Source organism: Streptococcus sp. AM28-20 (assembly GCF_003603595.1).
Taxonomy (GTDB): domain Bacteria; phylum Bacillota; class Bacilli; order Lactobacillales; family Streptococcaceae; genus Streptococcus; species Streptococcus ilei.
This window is the reverse complement of sequence record NZ_QTNK01000001.1, coordinates 772460-798256: the sequence shown is the minus strand read 5'-3', so window position 1 is coordinate 798256 and position 25797 is coordinate 772460. Positions and strand designations below refer to the sequence as shown.

The 25797-nt window shown below is 34.1% G+C and carries 27 protein-coding genes and 1 other annotated feature; of the genes, 26 read left to right on the top strand and 1 reads right to left on the bottom strand.

Annotated features, from left to right (window positions below; genetic code table 11):
• From rfbD to DW738_RS04095, 20 genes are all read left to right on the top strand, one after another.
• Positions 1–852, top strand: coding sequence for a dTDP-4-dehydrorhamnose reductase (gene rfbD / locus DW738_RS04185; RefSeq protein WP_123160409.1), 852 nt, complete (start codon positions 1–3; stop codon positions 850–852).
• 59 nt (positions 853–911) lie between these two features.
• Positions 912–1955, top strand: coding sequence for an acyltransferase family protein (locus DW738_RS04180; RefSeq protein ID WP_165852125.1), 1044 nt, complete (start codon positions 912–914; stop codon positions 1953–1955).
• A 336-nt stretch (positions 1956–2291) separates the two neighbouring features.
• Positions 2292–3545: a polysaccharide biosynthesis C-terminal domain-containing protein gene (locus DW738_RS04175; RefSeq protein ID WP_123160407.1), complete on the top strand. Its 1254-nt coding sequence runs from the start codon at positions 2292–2294 to the stop codon at positions 3543–3545.
• 1 nt (position 3546) lies between these two features.
• Positions 3547–4527 carry a glycosyltransferase family 2 protein gene (locus DW738_RS04170; protein ID WP_123160406.1) on the top strand — a complete coding sequence of 327 codons (981 nt, stop codon included), beginning with the start codon at positions 3547–3549 and terminating at the stop codon, positions 4525–4527.
• A gap of 32 nt (positions 4528–4559) precedes the next feature.
• A complete protein-coding gene (locus tag DW738_RS04165; RefSeq protein ID WP_123160516.1) occupies positions 4560–5528 on the top strand; it encodes a glycosyltransferase in 969 nt (322 codons plus the stop codon).
• Positions 5529–6245, top strand: a complete 717-nt coding sequence (locus DW738_RS04160; RefSeq protein WP_165852124.1) for a glycosyltransferase family 2 protein — start codon at positions 5529–5531, stop codon at positions 6243–6245.
• The gene (locus DW738_RS04155) at positions 6245–6601 is read left to right on the top strand and encodes a DUF2304 domain-containing protein (RefSeq protein ID WP_123160404.1); all 357 of its coding nucleotides are present in this window, start codon (positions 6245–6247) and stop codon (positions 6599–6601) included. Before DW738_RS04160 ends, DW738_RS04155 begins: the two co-directional genes overlap by 1 nt.
• On the top strand, positions 6591–7367 hold the full coding sequence (locus DW738_RS04150) for a glycosyltransferase family 2 protein (RefSeq protein ID WP_123160403.1): 777 nt from the start codon (positions 6591–6593) through the stop codon (positions 7365–7367). The genes DW738_RS04155 and DW738_RS04150 overlap by 11 nt, the downstream gene beginning before the upstream one ends.
• Positions 7368–7390: 23 nt before the next feature.
• Entirely contained in the window at positions 7391–7582 is a 192-nt protein-coding gene (locus DW738_RS10385) for a hypothetical protein (protein ID WP_243634246.1), read from the top strand.
• A gap of 59 nt (positions 7583–7641) precedes the next feature.
• Entirely contained in the window at positions 7642–8607 is a 966-nt protein-coding gene (locus DW738_RS04145) for a beta-carotene 15,15'-monooxygenase (protein ID WP_243634245.1), read from the top strand.
• Between the two features lie 196 nt (positions 8608–8803).
• Positions 8804–11755: a rhamnan synthesis F family protein gene (locus tag DW738_RS04140; protein ID WP_165852123.1), complete on the top strand. Its 2952-nt coding sequence runs from the start codon at positions 8804–8806 to the stop codon at positions 11753–11755.
• Positions 11742–13043, top strand: a complete 1302-nt coding sequence (locus tag DW738_RS04135) for a DUF2142 domain-containing protein (RefSeq protein WP_165852122.1) — start codon at positions 11742–11744, stop codon at positions 13041–13043. The genes DW738_RS04140 and DW738_RS04135 overlap by 14 nt, the downstream gene beginning before the upstream one ends.
• A gap of 8 nt (positions 13044–13051) precedes the next feature.
• A complete protein-coding gene (locus tag DW738_RS04130; RefSeq protein WP_123160401.1) occupies positions 13052–14284 on the top strand; it encodes a glycosyltransferase family 4 protein in 1233 nt (410 codons plus the stop codon).
• Between the two features lie 98 nt (positions 14285–14382).
• Positions 14383–15531 (top strand): glycosyltransferase family 1 protein, encoded by a 1149-nt coding sequence (locus DW738_RS04125; RefSeq protein WP_123160400.1) that lies wholly within the window; start codon positions 14383–14385, stop codon positions 15529–15531.
• Complete coding sequence (locus DW738_RS04120) at positions 15528–16469, top strand: glycosyltransferase family 2 protein (protein WP_123160399.1); 942 nt, start codon at positions 15528–15530, stop codon at positions 16467–16469. The genes DW738_RS04125 and DW738_RS04120 overlap by 4 nt, the downstream gene beginning before the upstream one ends.
• Positions 16469–17278 carry an ABC transporter permease gene (locus tag DW738_RS04115; RefSeq protein WP_003006678.1) on the top strand — a complete coding sequence of 270 codons (810 nt, stop codon included), beginning with the start codon at positions 16469–16471 and terminating at the stop codon, positions 17276–17278. Before DW738_RS04120 ends, DW738_RS04115 begins: the two co-directional genes overlap by 1 nt.
• Entirely contained in the window at positions 17278–18477 is a 1200-nt protein-coding gene (locus DW738_RS04110; protein WP_123160398.1) for an ATP-binding cassette domain-containing protein, read from the top strand. Before DW738_RS04115 ends, DW738_RS04110 begins: the two co-directional genes overlap by 1 nt.
• Positions 18478–19338, top strand: a complete 861-nt coding sequence (locus DW738_RS04105) for a rhamnan synthesis F family protein (protein ID WP_123160397.1) — start codon at positions 18478–18480, stop codon at positions 19336–19338. It begins immediately after the preceding gene.
• A gap of 484 nt (positions 19339–19822) precedes the next feature.
• Complete coding sequence (locus DW738_RS04100; protein WP_347736698.1) at positions 19823–21814, top strand: LTA synthase family protein; 1992 nt, start codon at positions 19823–19825, stop codon at positions 21812–21814.
• A 129-nt stretch (positions 21815–21943) separates the two neighbouring features.
• Entirely contained in the window at positions 21944–22432 is a 489-nt protein-coding gene (locus tag DW738_RS04095) for an EbsA family protein (RefSeq protein WP_123160395.1), read from the top strand.
• Here the strand turns inward: DW738_RS04095 and DW738_RS04090 are convergent.
• The gene (locus DW738_RS04090; RefSeq protein WP_023023647.1) at positions 22429–22626 is read right to left on the bottom strand and encodes a ferredoxin; all 198 of its coding nucleotides are present in this window, start codon (positions 22624–22626) and stop codon (positions 22429–22431) included. The two genes, DW738_RS04095 and DW738_RS04090, sit on opposite strands and share 4 nt — an antisense overlap.
• 45 nt (positions 22627–22671) lie before the next feature.
• On the opposite strand from DW738_RS04090, the gene DW738_RS04085 reads away from it, so the two are divergent.
• The 6 genes from DW738_RS04085 (at position 22672) to DW738_RS04060 (ending at position 25744) form a co-directional block, all read left to right on the top strand.
• Positions 22672–23112: an SAG1386/EF1546 family surface-associated protein gene (locus tag DW738_RS04085; RefSeq protein ID WP_123160394.1), complete on the top strand. Its 441-nt coding sequence runs from the start codon at positions 22672–22674 to the stop codon at positions 23110–23112.
• 10 nt (positions 23113–23122) lie between these two features.
• The gene (gene cmk / locus DW738_RS04080; protein ID WP_123160393.1) at positions 23123–23806 is read left to right on the top strand and encodes a (d)CMP kinase; all 684 of its coding nucleotides are present in this window, start codon (positions 23123–23125) and stop codon (positions 23804–23806) included.
• Between the two features lie 20 nt (positions 23807–23826).
• Positions 23827–23957 (top strand) — a sequence feature (ribosomal protein L20 leader region).
• Between the two features lie 15 nt (positions 23958–23972).
• Positions 23973–24503 carry a translation initiation factor IF-3 gene (infC, locus tag DW738_RS04075; RefSeq protein ID WP_006597373.1) on the top strand — a complete coding sequence of 177 codons (531 nt, stop codon included), beginning with the start codon at positions 23973–23975 and terminating at the stop codon, positions 24501–24503.
• A 33-nt stretch (positions 24504–24536) separates the two neighbouring features.
• Complete coding sequence (gene rpmI, locus DW738_RS04070; RefSeq protein WP_001125942.1) at positions 24537–24737, top strand: 50S ribosomal protein L35; 201 nt, start codon at positions 24537–24539, stop codon at positions 24735–24737.
• A gap of 49 nt (positions 24738–24786) precedes the next feature.
• On the top strand, positions 24787–25146 hold the full coding sequence (rplT, locus tag DW738_RS04065) for a 50S ribosomal protein L20 (RefSeq protein ID WP_000124834.1): 360 nt from the start codon (positions 24787–24789) through the stop codon (positions 25144–25146).
• 130 nt (positions 25147–25276) lie between these two features.
• The gene (locus tag DW738_RS04060) at positions 25277–25744 is read left to right on the top strand and encodes a cytidine/deoxycytidylate deaminase family protein (protein WP_123160392.1); all 468 of its coding nucleotides are present in this window, start codon (positions 25277–25279) and stop codon (positions 25742–25744) included.
• Positions 25745–25797 lie beyond the last annotated feature (53 nt).

The following is a 25797-nucleotide window of genomic DNA, read 5'->3' as shown; positions in this document are numbered from 1 at the left end:
ATGATTTTAATTACAGGAGCAAATGGTCAACTTGGAACTGAACTTCGCCATTTGTTGGATGAACGAAATGAAGAATATGTAGCCGTTGATGTAGCTGAAATGGATATCACAAATGCAGAGAAAGTAAATGAGGTCTTTGCTGAAGTAAAACCAACCTTGGTCTATCACTGTGCTGCCTACACAGCTGTTGATGCTGCTGAGGATGAAGGTAAAGAACTTGACTATGCTATCAACGTGACTGGTACTGAAAATGTCGCTAAGGCTGCCGAAAAACATGGGGCTACCTTAGTCTATATCTCTACGGACTACGTGTTTGATGGCAATAAGCCAGTGGGACAAGAATGGGAAGTAGACGATCAACCGGATCCCCAAACAGAGTACGGTCGTACCAAACGTATGGGAGAAGAATTGGTTGAGAAGTATGTATCTAACTTCTATATCATCCGTACAGCTTGGGTATTTGGAAACTACGGCAAGAACTTTGTCTTCACCATGCAAAACCTTGCGAAGACTCATAAGACTTTGACTGTCGTCAACGACCAACATGGTCGTCCAACCTGGACACGGACTTTGGCTGAGTTTATGACTTATTTAGCTGAAAACCGTAAAGAATATGGTTACTACCACTTGTCTAACGATGCGAAAGAAGATACAACTTGGTATGACTTTGCAGTTGAGATTCTCAAAGATACTGATGTTGAAGTGAAACCAGTGGATTCTAGCCAGTTCCCAGCGAAAGCAAAACGCCCGTTTAACTCAACAATGAGTTTGGCTAAGGCAAAGGCTACAGGGTTCGTCATTCCAACTTGGCAAGATGCCTTGAAAGAGTTCTATAAACAAGAAGTGAAATAATTAAAATGGAAAGATGGTACGAAGCCATCTTTTCATTCAGTAGTACAATAAGGAGAGTTATGAAAGAGCGAAAACTAAATATAGATATACTAAAATGTATTGCAATAGTATTTGTAGTAGCTGTGCATTTTTTTCTTCACACCAATTATTATGGTCGTTCCTATACATTTAAAAGTATTTTTTTATCATCTTTTATTTGGATGATTTTTATGACCTGTGTTCCCTTATTTATTATGACTACAGGTTATTTAATGAAAGATAAGACCTATAGTAAATCTTACTTTATAAAATTACTACCAGTAATTGGAATATACTGTCTTGCAGCTTCTATCTATACTTTTTTCGACGTTAGAGTTATTAATTTAGAATATTTTTGGAAGTTACTAGTTAACATATTTTCCTTTAGCCACTATGCATGGTACGTAAATATGTATATTGGGTTATATCTAATGATTCCATTTTTAAACGCAGGTTTCAAATCTTTTAATAATCGTAGAAGTCAAGCTATTGCATTAGGTGTTCTAGTACTATTAACTGTTATCCCAGCTACTCTTTCATTGTTTAATAACAACGAACAATATAGAATTATTTTATCTCACCTAATTCCTGATTATTGGAAGGGACTCTGGCCTATTACATATTATCTTGTAGGTGCTCATATTGCTTCTTTTAAGAAGAAGTCGTCTATTAAAGAAATTGTCTTAGTCATTATAGTTCTTGATGTTTTAAGCGTTTTGGGATTATCAGTAATATCAGAATCTAGTTTTGGGATAGAATACGGTGTTCTTCCAGTTTTTCTACTATCTTCGTTAATCTTTTATTCTGTTATTCAATTAAAAGTCGTTATTAAAAATGAGTGGTTGCAAAGAGTTATTCTATTCATCTCTAAGAATACTCTTCCTATTTACTTATTGTCGGTGATCGGAGATTTATATTGGTATCCAAAAATGATAGCGAAATGGGGGGATTTTGCAAGTATTTTACCGAAATTCCCTTTGATTGTTTTCTTTTTGTTATGCCAATCTCTTTTTATCACCTATATCATAACTGGAGTTTTAAAATTCGTTAAAAATATAATCATTGAGCTTAAAAGAAGTAATTAACCAATGTATTTTAAAATTAATGGGATTTTTTAATATATTCAAATTGTAACTATGTCCACTATACTTAGATATTGTAAAATAGACAATAAATGAAGAAAGTAAGGTTATTGTTTCTCAATTAGAGTGAAACAATAATCTTTTTTTCTTTTTAAAAATATCATACATTGTAGCGCTTAATTTAAATTAATGAAATAATAAATATATTATCCTTAAAGCCATTGTAAATTAGTATTTTTACTAGTCATAATACAGGAAGTATATCAGAGCCTCCTCACTTTTTTATTGTCTTTATGGTATAATTAATAGAATATGCTTATAGAAAGTGAGTAGTCAAACTTGAAAAAAGTAACTGCCCAAAAGGTGTTTTTCTGGAATATTTTAGGAAGTCTGTCTTCAGCAGCTGTTTCAGTTATACTTCTTTTTATTGTTACACGTGCTTTAAATAGTGCTTCAGCGGATATCTATAGTTTTGCCTATGCAATTGCGAATCTCTTTGTTATTGTAGCAAGTTTTCAAGTTAGAGATTTCCAAGCGACAGATATAAGAGAGAAGTATTCTTTTGATACTTATTTCGTCACAAGAATCATTTCTAATGTTGCAATGGTTCTTCTTTTAGTGGCTTATTTAATTTTGAATACAAATACTCACTCAAATCTTGGAATAATATTTTGGGTATCTTTTTTCCGAGTTAGTGAAGCCTTATCAGATGTCTTTCAAGGATTATTTCAGCAGAAAGAACGTTTGGATATTGCTGGGAAATCACTTTTTCTGAGAAATACCATTTCCACATTTGTTTTTGCTTTAACGTTATTCCTCTCTAAAAACCTATTGTGGTCTGTGGTAGCACAAACTATCATTTCATTTGTTTTTATTACTCTTTTCGATTACCCATATTCAAAAGTCTTCCATCGCTTAAATCTTAAGAGTGTTAGGCCGAGTAATGTTATAAGTGTATTGAAAGATTGTTCACCTTTATTTATTAATGCTTTTTTGTTGGTCTCAATTTACAATCAGCCTAAATATGCTTTGAATGATATATTTAATCAAGGTTTGATTGGAAATGGTGTCCAGCGAGATTTTAGTATTTTGTTTACACCAATATTTGCAATGAATCTTATGATTGTATTTCTTAGGCCAATGATCACGCAACTCGCTGTCTTCTTGGAAGAAAAGAAAATATCACATTTTGTAACATACAAAAATAATCTCTTCAAGATTCTATTTGGTGCGTGTACCTTCATTTTCCTTTTAGGTGTCTTTCTTGCGATTCCAGTTTTAAATATTGTATATGGGACAGATCTAGGACAATATAAAACAAGTTTTATAGTATTGCTATTTGGGGGGATAGCAAGTACATTTTCAACTGTATGTGATAACATTTTAACAGTATTCCGGAAGCAACGCTATTTGGTAATTTCATTTATAGTAGGGTATATTGTGTCTCTCTTAACTGCTAAACCCTTAGTATCAAAATTTGAAATCTTTGGAGCCTCTCTATCATTTCTTTGCTCAATGGTAGCCTGGTTAGTAGCTTCATTAGTCATCTATTTTATAACGAATCCATACACTTTTATTAGAAAGAATAAGTAAAATGAAATTTTCAATTGTAGTAGCTGCCTATAATGTGGCAGAGTATATAGAAGAATGTGTTTATAGTCTTGCAGATCAAAATTTCCCTAATTCAGAATATGAAGTTCTTATTGTTGATGATGGTTCAACAGATGGTTTAACGAGTAAACTTTGTGATGAATTATCATCTAAATATGAAGTTGTTAGAACTATTCATCAAGAAAATGGTGGCTTATCCTCGGCAAGAAATACTGGGATAAAAGAATCTAAGGGAGATTATTTATTATTTGTTGATGGGGATGATTTTTGGAGTAATCCAGAATTTCTTAATACACTTTCGGAAAATATTGAAAACTATCGAAGTGATGTCATTGTACTTTCTTATAATAAATATTATGGATCAGACGATGGTGTTAAGGTTAGTTTCGATTTTATTCCTAATCAAGGTGATATCAATGATGAACTAGCTGAATTAGTTAAAAATGAGGTTTTAACTGCACCAGCGTGGAATAAATGCGTGAGAAGAAATTTGTTTAAACAAGGTTTAGATTTTCCTATTGGCTTTTTATCTGAGGATTGTTTATATTGCGCAGATCTATTAAAATTAATATCTTCTTATTCGATTGTGAATGTAGACTGCTATCAATATAGACAGAATCGCTTAGGAAGTATTACCAATATCATTAAAGAACAAAACGTGATTGATATTTTAAAGAGCATCGAAATTGGTTTGACTGATATTGACAAATTGAGTTCTAATGTTAAGTATGCATTGAATATTTATTTTGCGATTTCTTATATTTCAATCTTACCTTTTGTTAATCAATATTCTAGTCATCCTGAGATTCAACGTTTACTTAGAGAATATAAATTTCTTCTTAAATTTTCACATGAGATTGAGAATAGAGCCTTCAAATACACTGGTATGATGGCAAAAGTAATTGGACTAAGATTATCAATCAAGATGTTCCCATATTTGATGAAATTTTATAAAAAGATTTAATGCTTAATAGAAACATAGATAGAAAGTATAATATGTCTAATCCAACCGTTTCAGTAATTGTTCCTGTATATAACGCACAAGAGGGAATTAAACAATGTATGGATTCTCTTCTGAATCAATCATTTACAGATTTTGAGATTATTCTTTTAAATGATGGCTCTACAGATAATAGTTTAGAAGTTATTAAAAGGTATGCTGCTGCTAATGATTTTATCCGAGTAATTGATAAAGAAAATGAAGGAGTTGCTAAAACTAGAAATAAAGGAATACACCTAGCTAAGGGTGAGTATATCGTCTTTATTGATAATGATGACTTTGTTGATTTAGATTATTTAGAGCGTTTTTATAATGCAATAGATCAGGAACAACTAGATATTGTTCTTGGGGGGTATAAGCGTGTTAATCAGGAAATGAAGACACTTTTTAAGCAAGATTTAACACAATCTGAATGGTCTAAGTATATAGTCGTTGCACCTTGGGCACGTATTTATCGAACTTCATTTTTAATAGATAATAATATCGAGTTCTTTGATTATCCAATAGGTGAAGATGTTGTCTTTACTTTGACTGCTTACAATTTGACAGAAAAGGTTAAAATTATTGATTATAACGGCTATAATTGGTTTTTTAACGAGAAGAGTATCTCAAACACATCTCAAAGAGGATTTAATCCTAAAATAGATATTGTGTATTTCTTAAGTCACTTGCTTCAAGTTGCTGGTGATTCAAAATATATTCGCTATTTTATAAAGCGATATTACATTTGGTACCTACTCTTTTCTGGAAGAGCGGCTTCAAGTTCGTCATTTATGGATCAATATAGAAGAATTAAGCAATGGATTTCTAAAGAAAATATTGATTCAAATTTAACACCATTATCATCTGAGATAACTGGAGAAAGAATTCAAACAGTTATTTCGGTAATGGCATTTAGAACTTTAGAACATTTGAGATTAGTTTCACTGTTTTCGAGATTTTACTGTAAGGGAAAGGAGAAGTAGTTGAGAGTTTTAATGATAATTCCTGCCTACAATGAGGAGGAAAGCATTTTTGACACGGTAACGAGTATCGTGGATTACCGTAAAAAGGTTGATTTTGATTTGGACTATGTGGTTATCAATGACGGATCAACAGATAAGACAAAACAAATTCTGAAAGAGAATCATTTTAATGCTGTTAACCTTGTGATGAATCTTGGGATTGGTGGTGCGGTTCAAACAGGCTACAAATATGCACTTGAGCATGATTACGATGTTGCTGTTCAATTTGATGGTGATGGTCAGCATGATATCGAATCTTTGTCAGATTTGCTAGAACCAATTAGAAAAAACGAAGCAGACCTAGTTATTGGATCTCGGTTTGTTGGTGACGTCAAATCAGAATTTCAAACGACTTTTATGAGACGCTTTGGTATAGGAGTTATTTCTAACTTGATTAAGTGGACAACAGGTCAAAGAGTCTTAGACACAACTTCGGGATATCGATTAGCTGACAAAGTTGTGATCAAACAATTTGCTAAGCGTTACCCAATCAAATATCCAGAACCAGAGACCATTGTTCACATTTTGAAACGTAAATATAAGGTTGTAGAGAAGCCTGCTAATATGTTTGAACGAACAGGCGGAGTGTCATCCATCACTCCTATCAAGTCTATTCGTTACATGATTGAAGTATGTTCATCCATTTTAATCGCAGCCTTTATGAGGGAGAGTGAATAATGTCAGTATTATCTATCGTTATGTTGGTAGCTTCAATCTTTTTTCTTTATCTAGTCATCAGAAATATCAACAAAAATAATATCTTATTTGAACAGGCATTCATGTGGATTGTAATCAGTTTTGTCATGATTATTATTTCTATTTTTGATGTTATTCCTGGTTATTTTGCTAGGTTACTTGGATTTGCTTTGACATCGAATTTTTTGCTGTCACTTGCCATCTTTTTCTTGTTGGTCATCGCTTTTTTACAAACCATGACTTTATCTAAACAAAAAGAGCAGATAAAACATTTAGTTCAGGAATTATCTATTCTAAAAAGTCACGTAGAAACGAAAGAGGAGAATGATGAAGGATAATCATACTTGGGTGATTTGTGCATATGGAGAGAGTGAATACTTAGAAGCATGTATTCAATCATTGAAGCAACAAACTCTCCAATCACAGATTATCTGTTATAGTTCAACACCACTGAATTCAATCAAGGAACTTTGTCAGCGGTATGACATTCCATTTTATACGAAGCAAGGTGGCGGAATTGGCAAGGATTGGAATAATGCCTTGTCTTTTGTAGAGACAAAGTTTGCTACTATTGCCCATCAGGATGACTATTATGAGCCAGAATATGCTGAGAAAGTGTTATCTAAGATGGAAAAGCATCCAGATGTCTTAATTGGTTATTCTGATTATTTTGAAGAAAAAGATGGTCATAAAATTCCAGCTAATACGAATTTGAAGATCAAAAGCTTGATGTTAAAAACTATGGGGCTTTTTCCAGCAAGTCATTTCTGGCGCAACCGTGTAATGGCTTTTGGAAATCCGATTTGTTGTCCAGCGGTTACCTATAATCTCGAAAATTTGAAGAATTTCTACTTTGATGAAGGAATGAGAGTGAGTTTGGATTGGTACGCATGGTATAAGATTAGTGAGTATAAAGGTCGTTTTACTTATGTACCTGATAAGCTTATGTGCCACCGTATCCATGGAGAGTCTGAAACATCAAAAACCATTGCAGACAATACTCGTAGTAAAGAAGATCTATACATGTATCAACTCTTCTGGCCTAATTGGATCGCTAAGTTGCTGATGAGACAATATGTGAAGAGTCAACATTCGAATAATTAGTCTTTTATGTTTAGGGAGAAAAAATGAAAAACAGCAAGAGATTTTATTTATATATATTTATTATAGCTACATTGTATGCAATTCAATTTTATATTAATAATAAAATTACACCAGTTGGAGATCAAACAGCATTTTTGAATATGCAGAAGAATATCAATATAATTATCTCTATTTTGGAATTGACCGCTATTTTACATGGAGTAGCAGACTATTAATTGAATCGGCAACGCTTTTATTTTCTGTACATGAAAAACTATTTGTCATTGTGTCTACTTTGGCAACGTTTGTATTGCTATTGCCTAGTAGAAAGTTCTCAAAGGAACTTCCATGGCTTCCAGGTTTCTTATTATTCATCTGTATTCCAGCAAGTGAATTTTTGAGTGCAGGATCAATTCCAACTTATGTAAATTATATTTTTCCGGCTTCATTCTTGTTATTTTCTCTTTATTTTCGTTATTCCTCAAACCAGTGGGTAAAGATTACTAGTTTTGTGAGTTTTGTATTTGCTGTCATGCAAGAACAATTAGCAATCTATGCCTTTCTATGGATTGTTTTTGAACTTATTAGAGATTGGAAGATTAACAGTGACAGATACTGGAATATTCTATTTGTTGTGGTTGCTTCATTAGGGATCCTATCAGCGAAATTAGCTCCTGGAAATACAATAAGATTTATGAAAAATGTAGATTCTTGGTTTCCAAATTTTATTAATTTGAATAGTATTCAAAAAGTAGGACTAGGCATTTTAGAAACAGGAGATGGCCTGTTATCCGTCTCATTTGCATTTGTAATTTTATTTTTAATTGTATCGATAATTTTATCTATTTATAAAAATAAGTTTACTACTTTTATACTCTCTACAGTTGTGTTATTATCTGTACTAGGTCATAAGTTTGAATGGAGAAGTGTACTGTTCACACTTTCCGCTATTAGTAAAGTTGCTAGAGAAAGTGGAACATTTGAATTTAATTTCGTTTATTTTGGAGCAGTTCTATTCTATTTTGTTATATTGTTTATTTTACTGTTTATTATATGGAGCCTTTCAGATTCTACAGATAAGATTTGGCTATTCTATTTGTTTGTAATTGGTCTGTTGGGACGTATGGTTATTTCCTTTTCACCGACTTTGTATGCTTCAGGTACTAGGACTTATCTACCAATAATGTTAAGTATTTTTATAATAACTTGTAAGTTTATAAATGAAATTTATTTAATGATGAAGCATAGAGAAAATTATTAAAAGTAGATTCATTCTACTTTTTTTATTATCAATGTGTTTTTCCATTTTTTTTTAAAACTGTAGTATAATTAGTATTATACGTACTCTTTTAGAAGATTGAGATTATTATGTTTTTTGTGAATAAAAGTGTATCATAAATATTTAATTTATAAACTTTGATTTTTTTATTAGAATAAATACCGGAATGGATAGAAAAATGACTAAATTAATATCAGTAGTTGTAACATGTTACAACCATGAAAATTATATTGAACAATGTTTGCGAAGTATTTTTAACCAAACCTATCGAAACATTGAATTAATTGTTCTTGATGATGGTTCGACGGATAGTTCTAACCAAATTATCCGAGAGGTTTTGAAGGATTCACCTTTCGTTACGATATTTGAATCTCACAAAAATATTGGTGTTGTGAGAACAAGGAATAAAGGGCTCAATCTTTTAAATGGGGATTATTTTTTATTTGTAGATAGTGATGATTTCTTGGATGATAGATATGTAGAGGAATTATTTGATTGTGCGATTAATCATCAAGCGGATATAGTGTATTGTGATCTATTCAATTTTGAAAAAAATGAAGTCTACCTAAAAGCCCAAGAGTTTGAATTGCACAGCTTATTGGTATCAAATTATATTTCAAATTGTTCTTTAGTAAAAAAATCAATATTAAAGGGTATCTATTATGATGAAAAACTATCAGGGAAAAAACTTGAAGACTATGATTTTTTCTTGAACCTTATTATCAATAAAGGTGCTAAAGCAGTATATCAGCCAAATACCAAGCTTAATTATCGTGTTTTTGAGAAAGATTCGATTTCAAAAAGGGACTCTGTTCGCTACCATTATGAAATTTATCTTGAAGTTCTTGAGAAATATCTGGATAAGCTTCCACATGATATCTATCAAGCGGTTTGTGATAATTTATTGATTTTAGAGAATCGATTAGAAGACTTGATAAATCATCACAGTGAAGTAACGGATTATGTAAAGAGGTTGCAAAAAGAACGTGGTCAACTTGAACGAAGGAAGTATACACAAGCTAAGCAATTAGAAGATGCCCATAAAGAAATGGAGCTTATTAGAGGATCACTGTCATATCGTTTAGGGAACGCCCTTGTTACTCCTATAAAGACAGCTGGAGTAATTGCTAAGAATCCCAAAGCTATTAAAAATTATTTGAGGGCTTTAAAAGTCAAAGTTGTACAACTACGTCGTCGAATAACACCACTTAAGGTTCGTCAGTTACGCCGTCTCAGAAACAGTCAACGCTCTGCTTTATCATATAACGGTAAGAAAGCGCTAGTTTATGTTATTTTTGAGTCTGAAGCTCATCTTCAAGAATACAAGTTACGTTTCTTGCAAGCCTTGGTTCCATTGGTAGATGATGTTATTGTAGTTGTCAATGGACAACTTCACGATGATGATATTAATTGCCTTGAGAATTATGGTAGAGTTTTGACCCGTGACAATAAGGGTTATGATACTGCAGCCTTTAGAGAGGGTATCTTTGCCTTTGGTAAAGACAAGCTTAAGGATTACGATCAGCTTCTCTTGGTGAATGATACCAATATTGGTCCGATGAGAGATCTGTCTCAAGTATTCCAGGAAATGGCTGATAAGCGACTAGATTTCTGGGGAATTTCCTTTGGAGAAGAGCAAGAGGATGTTACTAAGGAGAATCCTTATGGCTATATTCCTAAGCATCTTCAATCTTATTTCCTAGTAATTGAAAAACTTATGCTAAATGATGATGCCTTTTATGAGTACTGGACGCATTTGACGGATACAGATTCTCGTGATAAGGCTATTGGTCGACATGAGACACGTTTTACCAAGCATTTTGCTGATTTGGGTTATCGTTTCGATGCAGTTGTGCAAGAATACGAAGATTCTGCTATGTATATTCACCCACTTAAGATGCTCAAAGCAGGTAGTCCTTTGGTCAAATACACAGCTCTGAAAAATTATGATGAAGACCAGTTCTTGTGGCAAGGTCTGGATCGTGATTCAGAAGTCCCTGACTTGTTAGAGTTTGTTGCAGAAGAAACGGATTACCCAGTGTCCATTTTGGAAGATATTGTGAATAAGTTTCAGGCTGTTCCACGTGATCAATATATTCTATTGATTGATGGGGTTGAAAATATTATTCCGCAATGTACCCGTTACCGTGTCTTGAATAAGGCGGAGCAATTACGTAAGCATGGTTTTGCAGTCAAGGTTGTTAATCTATCTGATTTCCAACTATCGATGGCTCAAAACGCGAGTCATATTATTATTTACCGTTCACCAGTTTCACCTGAACTTTTGCGTCTCTGTCATTTGGCAAAGGAATATGGAAAACCTGTCTTCTTTGATATTGATGATTTAGTATTTGATACGGTTTATACTGATCAATTAAGTTATACGCAAGGCTTGAATTCGGTTGAAAAAGGGAACTATGATGCAGGTGTTAGAAATTATGGCTATATGCTAAAAAATTGTGATGGTGCCATTACTTCGACGAATCAGTTGCAGGAGGAGTTGTATAAGTACCAAAGTAAGGTTTTACTTAATCGCAACTTGGCTTCTGATGACTTAATCGCTATCAGTAGTCAATATATTAAAGATTACTCTCAAATATCTGACATTGTTAAGATTGGTTATTTCTCTGGTTCAATTAGTCATAATGAAAATTTTGAATTGATTAAGCCAGCTATTAAGCAATTGCTTACAAAATATAGCAATGTACAATTACATATAGTCGGAATTCTTGATATCCCTCAAGATATGAAGCCCTTTGAAAATCAAATTGTAACTCACGATTATGTGGATTGGGACAAATTGCCTGCCTTGATTAGTGAGGTTGATATTAACCTGGCACCGCTTGTAAACTCTATTTTTAATCGTGCCAAATCTGAGATTAAGTGGATTGAAGCAGCCTTGGTGAAAGTACCTACAGTAGCGAGCAAGATAGGAGCTTTTTCGGATGCAATTATTGATGGTGAAACAGGGCTGTTAGCTACTGATGATGAGTGGTTTGACAAGCTTGAAGCCTTGGTTTTATCTACCGAACTAAGACAGGAAATTGCAGACGCCGCTTATCAGGATGTTCTTGAGAATTGTACCTTAAGCAAGAAAGATGAAATGGTGATTTATTTTGAACAGAATTAAACAAACAAAAATTGAAAATTTATTTTTCATATTAGCAACGATTTTTATTTTCTCATTTATGTTTGTGTTTCCGATCAATCGTGTTCCTGATGAAATGAATCATGCTCGTATGACTTGGGAAGTTTTACACAAACCAACTCTACAATCCTTTAAATGGATGAATGAGATTTCGAGTGATGCTCATGTAAACCCTTCTGACTATGAAAAGGTTCTTAATCAAAAACTTGATATGGAAAATGAACCTTATCAAGTCACTCTAAACCTTAAATCTCTTTCTTTCCTTCCTCAGTTGATTGGCATGACATTAGGAAGTTTGATAAAACCAACAGTTGGCATGATCATCTATATGGGTAGATTTTTTAATGCCTTAGCTTATATTATAGGTATCTTTTGTTTAATTAAATATTTTAAATATGGTAAATTAGCTCTTTTCTTTATTTCGTTACAACCAATAATGGTTCAACAAGCATCTTCTTTATCTTATGATGTAATGAATTATTTAGAAATCATGTTAGCAATTGGTTTTATAACGAATTTAGCATACAAAAAGACTTTTTCAAACAAAGACGGATTGTTATTGGTACCTATATCATTATTGCTTTTAGCAACTAAACCGAATAACTTTTTACTGCTATGTCTTATTCCGTTTATACCATTAAATTTTGAAGGTATATTTAGTTTTTTGAATACGCCTTTAAGAGTGATTAAACAGACTATTTCCAAATTTAAGTATGTGTTTTACTTAGTTCTATTGCTTGTAATCTTCTCTGTTCTATATTATCTAATGAGAGATAACGGTGGAGTCATCCACTACATTCGAGTGTTATCGAATACATTATTAAAGCAACACATGAATGGGGATTTAAATACTATTTTGACAATAGGTATGTTTGGTTATTTTGGGAATTTCACTATCCAGCTTCCATTATGGCTAATTTTTGTAAACATATGTATATTATTTCTTGTGTTTTTATCAAGCGAAGAATATTTCTTCACTAAAGATTTTGCAACTATTTCTTCTTTATTGTTCCCTATACAAGTGCTTGCAACAGTAACAGTCATGTATCTACAATGGACACCTATAGTGTTAGGAAATGGGGCGAATATTTCTGTTGGAAGTCAGGGAAGATATTTTACTCCATTTCTCATCTTATTTTTGCCTATAATTGCTAATTTAGGTAACTTAAAAATTAAACAACATAAGTTGATAACTATTACTGTAGTTACCTTATTATTCAATTATCTGATTTCTCTTTACTTATTAATTCCTTTTTATTGGGTATTTTAGGAGTTGTTATGACTAAAACAATTTTATTTATTTCACCTACTGGAACGATGGATAATGGTGCCGAAATTTCAATTTTTAATTTGATGAAATTTCTAGTTAGTAAAGGTTTTCGAGTCTTAAACGTCTTCCCTGATTATCGTGTACCAGTTCAAAAAACTTATTTGGAACAGATGAAGAAAGCTGAAATTCAAGCTTTTGGTATTCCAGCAGTTAAGTGGTGGTGGGAAGAAGCTCCGGGTGGATTACCTGGAACTCATAATCAGCGATTAGAAAGTTATAGGGATAATATTAAAAGAATTCGAGAAATTTTGAATCAGAACAAGGTTGATTTAGTTATTAGTAACACAGCTAATGTCTTCCAGGGGGCTTTGGCTGCAGCAGAGGAAAATATTCGCCATTTTTGGCTAATTCATGAATTTCCTGAGGGAGAATTTGGTTATTATAAAGAAAAACTTGATTTTATTGAATATTATTCTGATCAAATTTTTGCAGTATCTGGTGCTTTACAAAAGGAATTATCACAATTATTAACTGGTAAGAATATTTTAAGTTTTATACCATACTCTCAAATAAGTGGTACAAATTTAAAAAATTCTAGTTCTTATAGGATTATTCAGATTGGAAGAATAACTGAGAATAAGAATCAGTTGGAATTAATAAAAGCTTATCATAATTCAAATATTTCAAATGTTCCATTGATATTTATCGGTGCAGAAGATGAAGAATATGCAAAAAAATGTAAGAGTTATATCAAAAAAAATGACATTAAAAATATTCATTTTATAGGATTTCTTGAAAATCCTTGGGAGTTTTTAACTGATAAAGATATATGTGTATTTACATCTAAAATAGAAACGTTTGGAATGGTATATATTGAAGCACTAATAAATTGCATTCCAACAATTGTATCGAATAACAAAGGATATAGATCTGTTAAGGACCTATTTATACAAGGAGAAATGTACTGCTTGGGGGATATAGCTGATTTATCAAGACATATTTTAAATTTATTGACAAATTTTTCTAGGAAGAAAAATGAAATGGTACAAAATAAAGAAAATATAACAGCAATATATAATTTAGAAAATGCGTATAAGTATATTTTGAAACATGTAAATGAGGATGTAGAGGTTAGTGTAAAGGAAAGTGACAAATTTTTTAATCTTAAAGGTGTAAAATCATCTAAAATTAATATATTTAGAAATTTTATTAAAAACTTATTTGTATTAAAAAAGTTATAGAATGATTACAAATGAATACTGTCACTACAATTGATTATACAAGCTTTCTTTAAAATGATATAATTGAACAGACTGTAAATTGTTAGAAAGGGAATAATATGCAACACGTTTTTATTATCGGAAGTCGTGGGCTTCCGGCTCAATATGGCGGTTTTGAGACTTTTGTGGACCGATTGGTTTCCCATCAAGTGTCTCCAGCTATCCAGTACCATGTTGCCTGCCTTTCTAATGATCAAGCCTATCATCATTTTGACTACAAGGGTGTCGATTGTTTTACGATTAAAGCACCAAAACTTGGGCCAGCACGGGTCATTGCCTATGACATGATGGCCATCAACTATGCCTTGAAGTTCATCAAGAAGCAGGGAATTGAACAGCCGATTTTTTATGTTCTGGGCAATACAATTGGGGCTTTTGTGTCGCCTTTTGCACGCAAGATTCATAAGATGGGCGGTCAATTCTATATCAATCCAGATGGACTAGAGTGGAAGCGGGCCAAGTGGGCCAAACCGATCCAAGCTTATCTCAAGTATTCTGAAAAGATCATGTCACGCCACGCTGATTTGGTGATTTCTGACAACCCAGGGATTGAATCCTATATCAATGAAGCCTACCCTTGGTCTAAGACGACTTATATTGCCTATGGGACAGACTTGTCTCCAACAAGCTTGACCAGTCAGGATAAGAAAGTCAGAGAACTCTATCAGAAGTGGCAGACACAAGAGAAAAGCTATTACCTAATCTTGGGTCGCTTTGTTCCAGAAAACAATTACGAGACCGCCATTCGTGAATTTATGACCTCTTCTACCAAGCGGGATTTGGTGATCATTTGTAACCATGAAGGCAATCCCTATTTTGAAGAACTAAGGTCTCGAACAGGCTTTGACCAGGATCCACGCGTCAAGTTTGTAGGAACGGTCTATGATCAAGACCTGTTGAAGTATATCCGTAAAGAGGCTTTTGCCTATATCCATGGTCATGAAGTGGGCGGAACCAATCCGGGTCTCTTAGAGGCTCTCGCCCAGACGGATCTCAATTTGGTTTTAGGAGTCTCCTTTAACCAAACGGTCGCAAAGGATACAGCCCAATATTGGACCAAAGAGACAGGAGATTTAGCCCATTTAATTGATCAAGTCGATTCCCTAGAAGATGTATCTGAATGGGGTCGGCTTGCCAAAGCTAATATGAAGCAAAACTTTACCTGGGAAAAAATTGTAGGTGAGTACGAGGAATTATTCTTATCATGAAAGTAAATATCTTGTTGTCCACCTATAATGGTGAACAGTATCTAAAAGAGCAGGTCAAAAGTATCCAAGACCAGACTTATCAGGATTGGCAACTCTTGATCCGAGATGATGGGTCAACCGACGGTACGGTGGAGATTATTCAAGAGTTGATAGGCCAGGATGAGCGCATTCGCTTTATCAATCAAGATGCTATCGAAAATCTTGGTGTTATCAAGAGCTTCCACGCCCTCTTGAAATATGAAAAAGCAGATCTTTATTGCTTCAGTGACCAAGATGATGTCTGGCTTCCTGAAAAAATTGCTCTTCAAGTAGCAGAAGTGGCCAAGCACCCTCAAGAAGTGCCTTTGCTGGTCTACACAGATTTAAAAGTGGTCGATGAAAACTTGAACGTGCAACATGAGAGTATGATTCGCACCCAGTCTGATCATGCCAATACAGAACTGATTCAAGAGCTGACGGAAAATACGGTAACTGGTGGTGTAGCCATGATTAACCACGCGTTGGCTGACTTATGGACAGGTCAAGAAAAACATGCGCTTCTCATGCATGATTGGTATTTAGCATTACTAGCAACTGCCTTTGGAAAGTTGATCTATATCGATCAGCCGACAGAATTGTACCGGCAGCACAGTAGCAATGTTCTGGGTGCTCGTACACTTAGAAAACGGGTTAAAAACTGGGTTCGCCCTCATATTCTGTTTGCTAAGTATTGGAAGCTCATTGAATCCAGTCAAGAACAAGCAAAAAATTTATTGGATCTGCCAGTCAGCCCCCAAAATAAAGAAATTATTGAAAACTTTGTGACCATCATGGACGTTCCACTAAAAGAACGTCAGAGACGGATTCGTCAGTATGGTTATCGGAAGAACCGGGCTTTTCACACCTTTGTGTTTACCAGCTTGATTCTGACAAAGTTTGCATATCGAGGTAAAAAATAATGTTTGACGTTTTTAGTCAGAAAAATCGAATTTTATTACGAGAATTAATCAAAACAGATTTTAAATTACGCTATCAGGGCTCAGCTATTGGCTACCTTTGGTCAATTCTGAAACCCTTGATGATGTTTAGTATCATGTATGTGGTATTTGTTCGATTCTTAAGATTTGATGATGGAACTCCGCACTACGCAGTTGGATTGCTTTTGTCGATGATTTTTTGGAGCTTTTTTACAGAAGCGACAAATATGGGGATGTTGTCTATTGTTTCAAGAGGCGATTTGTTGAGAAAGTTGAATTTTCCAAAACAGACTATTGTTGTTTCATCGGTGCTAGGAGCTGCTATTAACTTCTCGATTAATTTATTAGTTGTGTTCACCTTTGCCTTGATTAATAATGTCTCATTTGGGATTCATACTCTTGTAATCATTCCTTTGTTTATTGAGATTCTTTTTCTTTCATTAGGCTTTGCTTTTATCCTATCAGCTCTATTTGTTAAATACCGTGATATTGGTCCAGTTTGGGAAGTAGTGCTACAGGCTGGAATGTATGCGAGCCCAATTATTTATTCAATTACATATTTATTACAACGAAATCATACTGATGTTGCAAAACTATTGATGATGAACCCAATTGCACAAATTTTGCAAGATATGCGTCACTATATTATTGATCCAGTTAATCCTCGTGGCTGGGACTTGTTTGATAATAAGTTAATTGCATGTATTCCATATTGTATTCCAATAGTTGTATTTATTATTGGAGTTATTGTATTTAACAGAAATTCTAAACGATTTGCGGAGATTTTATAATGTCAAGTAATATTGCAGTTAAAGTTGATCATGTCAGCAAATACTTTAAGTTACCAACTGAATCAACTCAAAGTTTACGAACAACTTTAGTAAACCGATTTAGGGGGATTAAGGGTTACAAAAAACAAGAAGTTTTACGTGACATTTCTTTTGAAGTTGAAAAGGGAGATTTCTATGGTATTGTAGGACGAAATGGTTCTGGAAAATCTACTCTATTAAAAATTATTTCTGAAATCTATGTGCCGGAAAAAGGTTTTGTCACCATCGATGGGAAACTGGTATCCTTTATCGAGCTTGGCGTCGGCTTCAACCCAGAGTTGACCGGTAGAGAAAATGTCTATATGAATGGCGCTATGCTGGGTTTCTCAACGGCTGAGATTGATGCTATGTATGAGGATATCGTAGACTTTGCTGAGTTGCATGATTTCATGAACCAAAAGTTAAAGAACTATTCATCAGGGATGCAGGTTCGTTTGGCATTTTCGGTTGCGATAAAAGCGCAAGGAGATATACTTATTCTTGATGAGGTTCTAGCGGTTGGAGACGAGGCTTTTCAACGTAAGTGTAATGATTACTTTATGGAACGCAAAAAATCAGGTAAGACGACAATTCTTGTAACCCATGATATGAATGCTGTAAAAAAATATTGTAATAAGGCTGTTTTAATTGAAAATGGTTTAGTTAAAGTAGTTGGAAATCCTGATGATGTTGCAAATCAATATAGTTATGATAATGCAGCAAATCAAAAAGTTTCAAATGATGATGTTACAATTGATGATGCAGCTATAAGCAATTTAAATATAAAATTGCTTTCGAATAAAATGTCAAGTCCTGAAGATCCCATTGAGTTTGAGGTTTCATATGATGTTAATCAGGACATAGAAACTTACATAGCTTTCTCGCTAACTGAAATTGATCGCGGTCTTTGGGTATATAATGATAATTCTTTAGATTTATTAACTGATGGAAAAGGGAGAAAGAATTTCCGCTATTCTTGTAGTTTATCAAGCTTGAATGATATCAAATTAAAACTTCAAGTTTCAGTAAGAGATAGCTCGAATACAATGCTTGCATTTGCCAAGGGAAATAATTCACCTATAATTTTATTAAATCGAACAGATATTTTAGATGATGATTTGTCAGCGAAAGATTCTGCTACCGGATTATTGCAAAGGAATGGGAAATGGGAGACGATGTAGATGAATAGAATTCTACTGTACGTTCATTATAACAAGTCAGATAAGCTAAGTAGTCATGTGCTATATCAATTAGAACAACTTTTACCTTTATTTTCACGTGTTCTTTTTATATCGAATAGTTATTTATCCACTGAACATTTAAATTCTTTGAGAAAAATTGGAGTTAATGAAGTTATTCAACGCAAGAATATTGGGTATGATTTTGCTGCCTGGCGAGATGGTATGAACTATATAGGATTTAATTCTTTGGTAGATTATGATTCGGTTACCTTGATGAACGATACATGTATTGGGCCCTTATGGGATTTAAAAGAGTATTTCGAAGAATTTGAAAAACGTGCTGATATTGACTTTTGGGGAATGACTAATTTTAGAAAAACAAAATATTTTAAGGAACATCTTCAGAGTTATTTTGTTTCTTATTCCCGTCAAGTTGTGTCGTCAAAAGTTTTTCAAAAATTTTGGACAAGTATTAGGGATTATGACAATATAAGAAGTGTGATTGATCGTTACGAGACAAGATTTACTGGTATTCTAACTAAATCTGGATTTAAATACGGTGTGGTTTTTAATACTATAAATGAAGATGCGGGTGATCTCATTCACCCTGATTTTTCTTATTATAGACCCGAAGAAATTCTTAATCAACAAGTACCATTTATAAAAGTTAAGGTGTTTCAAGTTAATTCTGAACAGACTAATTACATAAAGAGTCAAATCAACCATTTAACTGATTTTCCTATGTCGGTTTTAAATGAACAATTGATTTCAAATGTATATAGTATAACTGATGCGACGGTAGAAAATAATAATTTTATTTCCAGAATAAAAAAGTTAGTTAGGAGAATATTTAGAAAATAAGATGCTTAACTTTATTAAAAACCAATACATTAAAATATGCTTATTCTTAGTGAGCTTTATTTTATTGTTAGTTGTCAATTTTAATTATTTTCTACCTTTCAATTCCACTCATTCAATTTTATATTTTTCGTATTCTCATTATGCTCCCTTACTCCTTTTTATAAGTATTAGTTTTATATCCGTTGTCCTATCAAAAATTTGGTCAAGATACTTTTTTATTAAGAGTGGTATTATATACTTACTATACTTATCAGGGTCGTATATTATTGAATGTAGTAGAAACATAAATGTTTTAAAATATAATGTTTTTTCTTTTAAAGCGAATGACTTTTTTCAAGTTAATTTTCTTCTATTTCTTTTCTCTATATTTTTAATTGCATTTATTTATCATTATGTAATCTCAATTTATTGCCCTATTTTTGAGAATAGGCTTATTAAAGTTTCTGAGTACAAGGAATATTACTCAATATTATTCCACAGCTTCATGTTAATTGGTTTTTGTCTAACTGATTCAAAAATTTATAAAATATTACCGGAAACTAGTTATTTAAGAGATTTATTTACAGACGGTCTGATTAAAAACCAGTTTTCATATTTAATGGAATTAGATAAATTTATTATTTTTTTAATTATCATACTTTTTCCTTTTGTTTTTTGTAGTATTATTGGTATTGATGAATTATACAGAAATAGACCTAAATTCGGTGCTGCCTTAGTCTGTAGTTCTTTTTTTGCTATTATCTTTAATTATACGATTCAAAATAGTATTAGATCAGATGTTACTATTTTAGGTAGAAATTTATTTTCTGGTGCAACCGCCTTTCAAGTACTTGTATTTTTTGCATTATTTTTACTTATTTATTGTTTATTAAATGAGTTTTTATTAAGTACTCTTTTAAGTGTATTCTTACTCATTGGTATATCAATAGCTAGCTATTTTAAGTTTCAATATAGGCAAGAGCCTATTTTGCCGAGTGATTTAAGTTGGTTGATACATCCAGGTATTATGTTCGATTCGCTTGGGCCTCAATCGTATTTATATGCGTTTTTAATAGTTGCGGTATTTTTGGGGTTGTACTTGTTTTGTAGAAAAATATTACTTTATGGGAGAGTATTGGAAAATTACTATCTAAGAGGAATTGTAATAATTTCAATCTTTTCATTCTTCATTGGTATTTATAGTGTTTTTGAACATAGAAAAGATGGCAAAGTTGATGACCGTATCCCTATAATTGGCATTTTAAACAATCAACATGATATTTCTTGGTTTGGAAACACAACTAATGCTCAAATTAAATCATTAACATATGTTTGGTTTTCTCATTTAACATCAGAAATTATGATAAAGCCAAAAGATTATAGTAAAAGTTCTATTCAAAAAATTGAAGAAAAATATAAAAAAGTTGCAGCTGATATAAATCTAACCAGAAAAGAGAATATAAACGAACAAACAGTCATTTATGTATTAAGTGAAAGTTTTTCTGATCCTTCGCGTATTGAGGATTTGAAAGTATCATCTAATCCTATTCCTAAAATCCAAGAAATAAAAAAACGTACGACAAGTGGTTTAATGAAATCGGATGGCTATGGAGGTGGAACTGCTAATATGGAGTTTCAAACCTTAACTGGTTTACCTATGTATAACTTATCTCCTTCCATTTCTATATTATATACACAAGTTGCTCCAGTCATGAATTACTTTCCTTCAATAAGTAATTCTTTCAATTCTAATAATCGGATTGTCATACATATAGCTAGTCCTAGTAATTATTCGCGTAATATTATTTATGGAAACCTTGATTTTGCTAAATTTATTCATTATGGTAATAAAGGAAAAGAGGGTTACAATATAGGTGGGAATTATAGTGATGAGTCCACTTACCAATTAGTACTAAAAAATATGAATAAAGATAGTCAATTCTTTTCAGTAATGACGATGCAAAATCATACACCATGGAATGAACCTAATCCAATTGATATGAACGCATCTTATCCAGGATTTTCTGATAATGCAAATAAGCAATTATCTGCATACATCAGAATGTTATATCATACTGACAATGCCACCCAAGATTTCCTAGAAGAGTTATCCAAAATTGATAAGAAGATTACAGTCGTCTTTTACGGAGATCATTTGCCTGGTTTGTATCCGGAGTCTGCTTTTAAGAATAATCCGGAAGGTCAGTACCAAACGGATTACTTTATTTGGAGCAACTTTGAGGCTCCAAAATTGAATTATCCTTTGGTCAACTCAAGTGACTTCTCTGCCATGGTCTTTGAACAGACCAACTCTAAGGTATCTCCATACTACGCTTTGCTTACAGAGGTTTTGAAAAAAGCCAGCGTGGACAAAAAAGCTTTGGAAGGAGAAGCGCAAGAGATTGCTGAAGATTTGAAGATGGTGGAGTATGATTTAATTAGTGGCAAAGGCTATCTATCTAAAGATTTCTTCAAAGTACCATCGGCGAAAAATTAAATGAAAGAGATCATCTTTCATCAATATTTCATTCAGTTATTTGATCACTAAAATTATTAAAAATAGAACAGGCTTTCCTGTTCTATTTTTGTTGATTTTATGCTAAACTAGTAGGAGGGGGTTCCGCATATGATTAAGATTTTTGGGAAAATCCGATACCATTGGCAGCCTGATTTATCCATGCTGATTACCTATTGGTCCTTATCGGTTATACCTGTCTTTATTGGACTAGCTCTGATGTATGAGAGTTCTAATATTCCGACAGTGGTACTCTTTTCATTCTTTCTCTTTATGGCCTTGCTGGCTGTAGGAGTGCATCGTTATTTTACGATTTATGATGATGGGATTTTACGGATTATCACCGCGAACCCATTAACTCCTATAAAAGTTCCGATTTCATCGATTGAAAAAGTGGAAGTCACAAAGAATTCTATCAAACTGATTTTCAATGATGGATCAAGAAGTCGGACCTTCTGTATGCGTAAGTGGCCCAAAAAATACTTTATTAATGCTTTGGCCTTGAACGATCATTTCAAGGGTGAGATTGAGTTGACTGATAACTTCATCCATGTGGACTATTATCAACTCTACTACGCTAATAATGAAAAAAGCTCTTAATCTTTGATAAGAGCTCGGGTCGGACAATTTTTAACAGCTTCTTGGATGGTTGCATCGGTAGGAAATTCTTTTTCCAACAGTTCATCTTCCGAAGCGAACTTAACGATGCCATTATCGTGATAGTCAAAAATGTCCGAGTAAGTTTGGCAAAGGCCACATGCGATACAACGTTCAGGTATTAAGGTTATTTTCATATCTATATTGTAATGATTTTAACAGGAAAACACAAGGAGGAAGTTATGCCGAAAGAGCCATGGGAAGAAGAAGTTTATGATGCTGGAGAAGAAACATTGAAACGAACAAGCAAATTAAATGGAATTAAAGCTGATCGCTTGTTGACCATCTTGGCGATTATTTTCTTTATTATTATTGTAGCGATGGTCTGCTTCTTAATTTACCTTTCTACAGGTGGAAGCGATAAGAAGAAACAAATGAGTGGTTTCTATAATGGTGAAACAACAGTTGTTGTAGCGAGCAGTGCTCCAGCTGCAGAAAAAACAGAGAAAGCAAGTGCTGAAGAATCTGAAGATGGGACGATTACAGTTCTAGCTGGTGAAGGAGAAGCATCGATTGCGGCGCGTGCGGGAATTTCGATTGCCAAGTTAGAGCAACTAAATCCATCTCACATGTCAACTGGTTCTTGGTATGCGAATCCAGGTGATGTGGTCAAAATTCGATAAAGGATAGACTATGAAACAAATTCAAATCGCAATTGATGGTCCTGCATCTAGTGGAAAATCAACTGTCGCTAAGATTATTGCTAAAAATTTAGGCTACACTTATCTCGATACGGGCGCTATGTACCGAGCAGCCACCTATCTGGCTCTTCGTCATGATTTGACTGAAGCAGATGTTGACCAGTTGGTTGATCTACTGAACCAATATCCAGTCAGTTTTGGTCGCTCTGAGGACGGTCAGCAATTAGTCTTCGTAGCTGATGTCGATGTGACCCATCCAATTCGTGACAATGAAGTGACCAATAATGTCTCTTGGGTATCTGCCCTGGCTCCTGTCCGTGAGCGCCTGGTGGCCCAGCAACAACAGATTGCAGCCCAAGGTGGGATTGTCATGGATGGTCGCGATATTGGAACGGTTGTCTTGCCAAGTGCCGAGTTGAAGATTTTCCTAGTGGCTTCTGTAGAAGAACGTGCGGAACGTCGCTATAAGGAAAATTTGAGCAAGGGCATTGAAACAGATTTAGAAGTATTGAAAAAAGAAATTGCTGAGCGGGACTATAAAGATAGTCACCGAGAGGTTTCTCCATTGAAACCAGCAGCAGATGCCATTCATTTTGACACAACTGGTGTCGAGATTGATCAAGTGGTTGCATTTATTGAAGAAAAAGCAAAAAAAATCCTTGACAATCCATCATAAACTTGATATCATATAAAAGATGAGAAAAGCAGAAGTGAGAACTTCTCGCCTTGCGACTAACGTTGTCTGGCCCCTACGGATCAAGTTTCAGAAATGAACTATAATCATGTAGTGCGGGTTTGCGTTAGCAAGTCCGCTCTTGTTTTTCTCTAAAATAAAAAAAGAGGTGAAAACCATAGCAAAGCAAGACTTATTCATCAATGATGAAATTCGTGTACGTGAAGTTCGCTTAATCGGTCTTGAGGGCGAACAATTGGGTATCAAACCACTTGGTGAAGCGCAAGCACTTGCGGACGACGCTAATGTGGACTTGGTTCTCATTCAACCTCAAGCTAAACCTCCTGTTGCGAAAATTATGGACTACGGTAAGTTCAAATTTGAGTACCAGAAGAAACAAAAAGAACAACGTAAAAAACAAAGCGTTGTGACCGTGAAAGAAGTTCGTTTGAGCCCAGTTATTGACAAGGGTGATTTCGATACAAAACTTCGCAATGCTCGCAAGTTCCTTGAAAAAGGGAACAAAGTGAAGGTTTCCATTCGATTTAAGGGTCGTATGATCACCCATAAAGAGATTGGGGCAAAAGTTTTAGCCGATTTCGCTGAAGCAACTCAAGATATTGCTATCATCGAACAACGTGCTAAAATGGATGGTCGTCAAATGTTCATGCAGTTGGCACCAGCAACTGACAAGAAATAATCTGTCAGAAAGTTAAAAAAAGGAGAAAATATCATGCCAAAACAAAAAACACACCGCGCATCAGCTAAACGTTTCAAACGTACAGGTTCTGGTGGACTTAAACGTTTCCGTGCTTACACTTCTCACCGTTTCCACGGAAAAACTAAGAAACAACGTCGTCATCTTCGTAAAGCATCTATGGTGCATTCAGGAGATTTCAAACGTATCAAAGCAATGCTTACTCGCTTGAAATAATCGCGTATTTGTAAGTAAAGAATTCTAGGAAATATTGGAGGAAATATAAATGGCACGTGTTAAAGGTGGCGTTGTATCACGCAAACGTCGTAAACGTATTCTTAAATTAGCTAAAGGTTACTATGGAGCTAAACACATCTTGTTCCGTACTGCAAAAGAACAAGTAATGAACTCTTACTACTATGCATACCGTGACCGTCGTCAAAAGAAACGTGACTTCCGCAAATTGTGGATCACACGTATCAATGCGGCAGCTCGTATGAACGGACTTTCATACTCACAATTGATGCATGGTTTGAAATTGGCTGAGATCGAAGTTAACCGTAAAATGCTTGCTGACTTGGCTGTTAACGATGCAGCAGCTTTCACAGCTCTTGCAGACGCAGCAAAAGCAAAACTTGGTAAATAATTGATAAAGAGATCCATTTGGGTCTCTTTTTTTAGATGAAGGAATCGGTTGTGACAATGACTTCTTTTATTTCAGCTGATTTCGTGCTATAATGAAAAAAATTAGAAGGTTCATGAAGGAGGACAAGACTGTGGGACATAAACGGTTAGCCTGGGATGAGTATTTTGCAGCGCAGGCTTTGTTAATATCAAATCGCGCAACCTGTAAGCGGGCCAAGGTAGGAGCTGTATTAGTCAAGGATCATAAGGTGGTTGCGACGGGCTACAATGGCTCTGTCTCTGGTACGGAACATTGCCTGGACCATGACTGTCTCATGGTGGAAGGACATTGTGTGCGGACCCTCCATGCAGAAGTCAATGCCATTTTACAAGGAGCGGAACGGGGGATTCCCAAAGGTTTCACAGCTTATGTGACCCATTTCCCTTGCCTCAACTGTACCAAGCAACTGCTTCAAGTTGGCTGCAAGCGGGTTGTTTATATCCATCAATACCGCATTGACGAATATGCTCAGTATCTCTATCGTGAAAAAGAAGTAGAACTGGTCCACCTCCCATTGGAAGAGGTCAAAGAAGCTATTGCAGAGGCAGATTTTATTTAAAAAAGAAACTTTGTTTTTGAGATCACGCTTCACTGATTCGTCTAGAGAAAAGA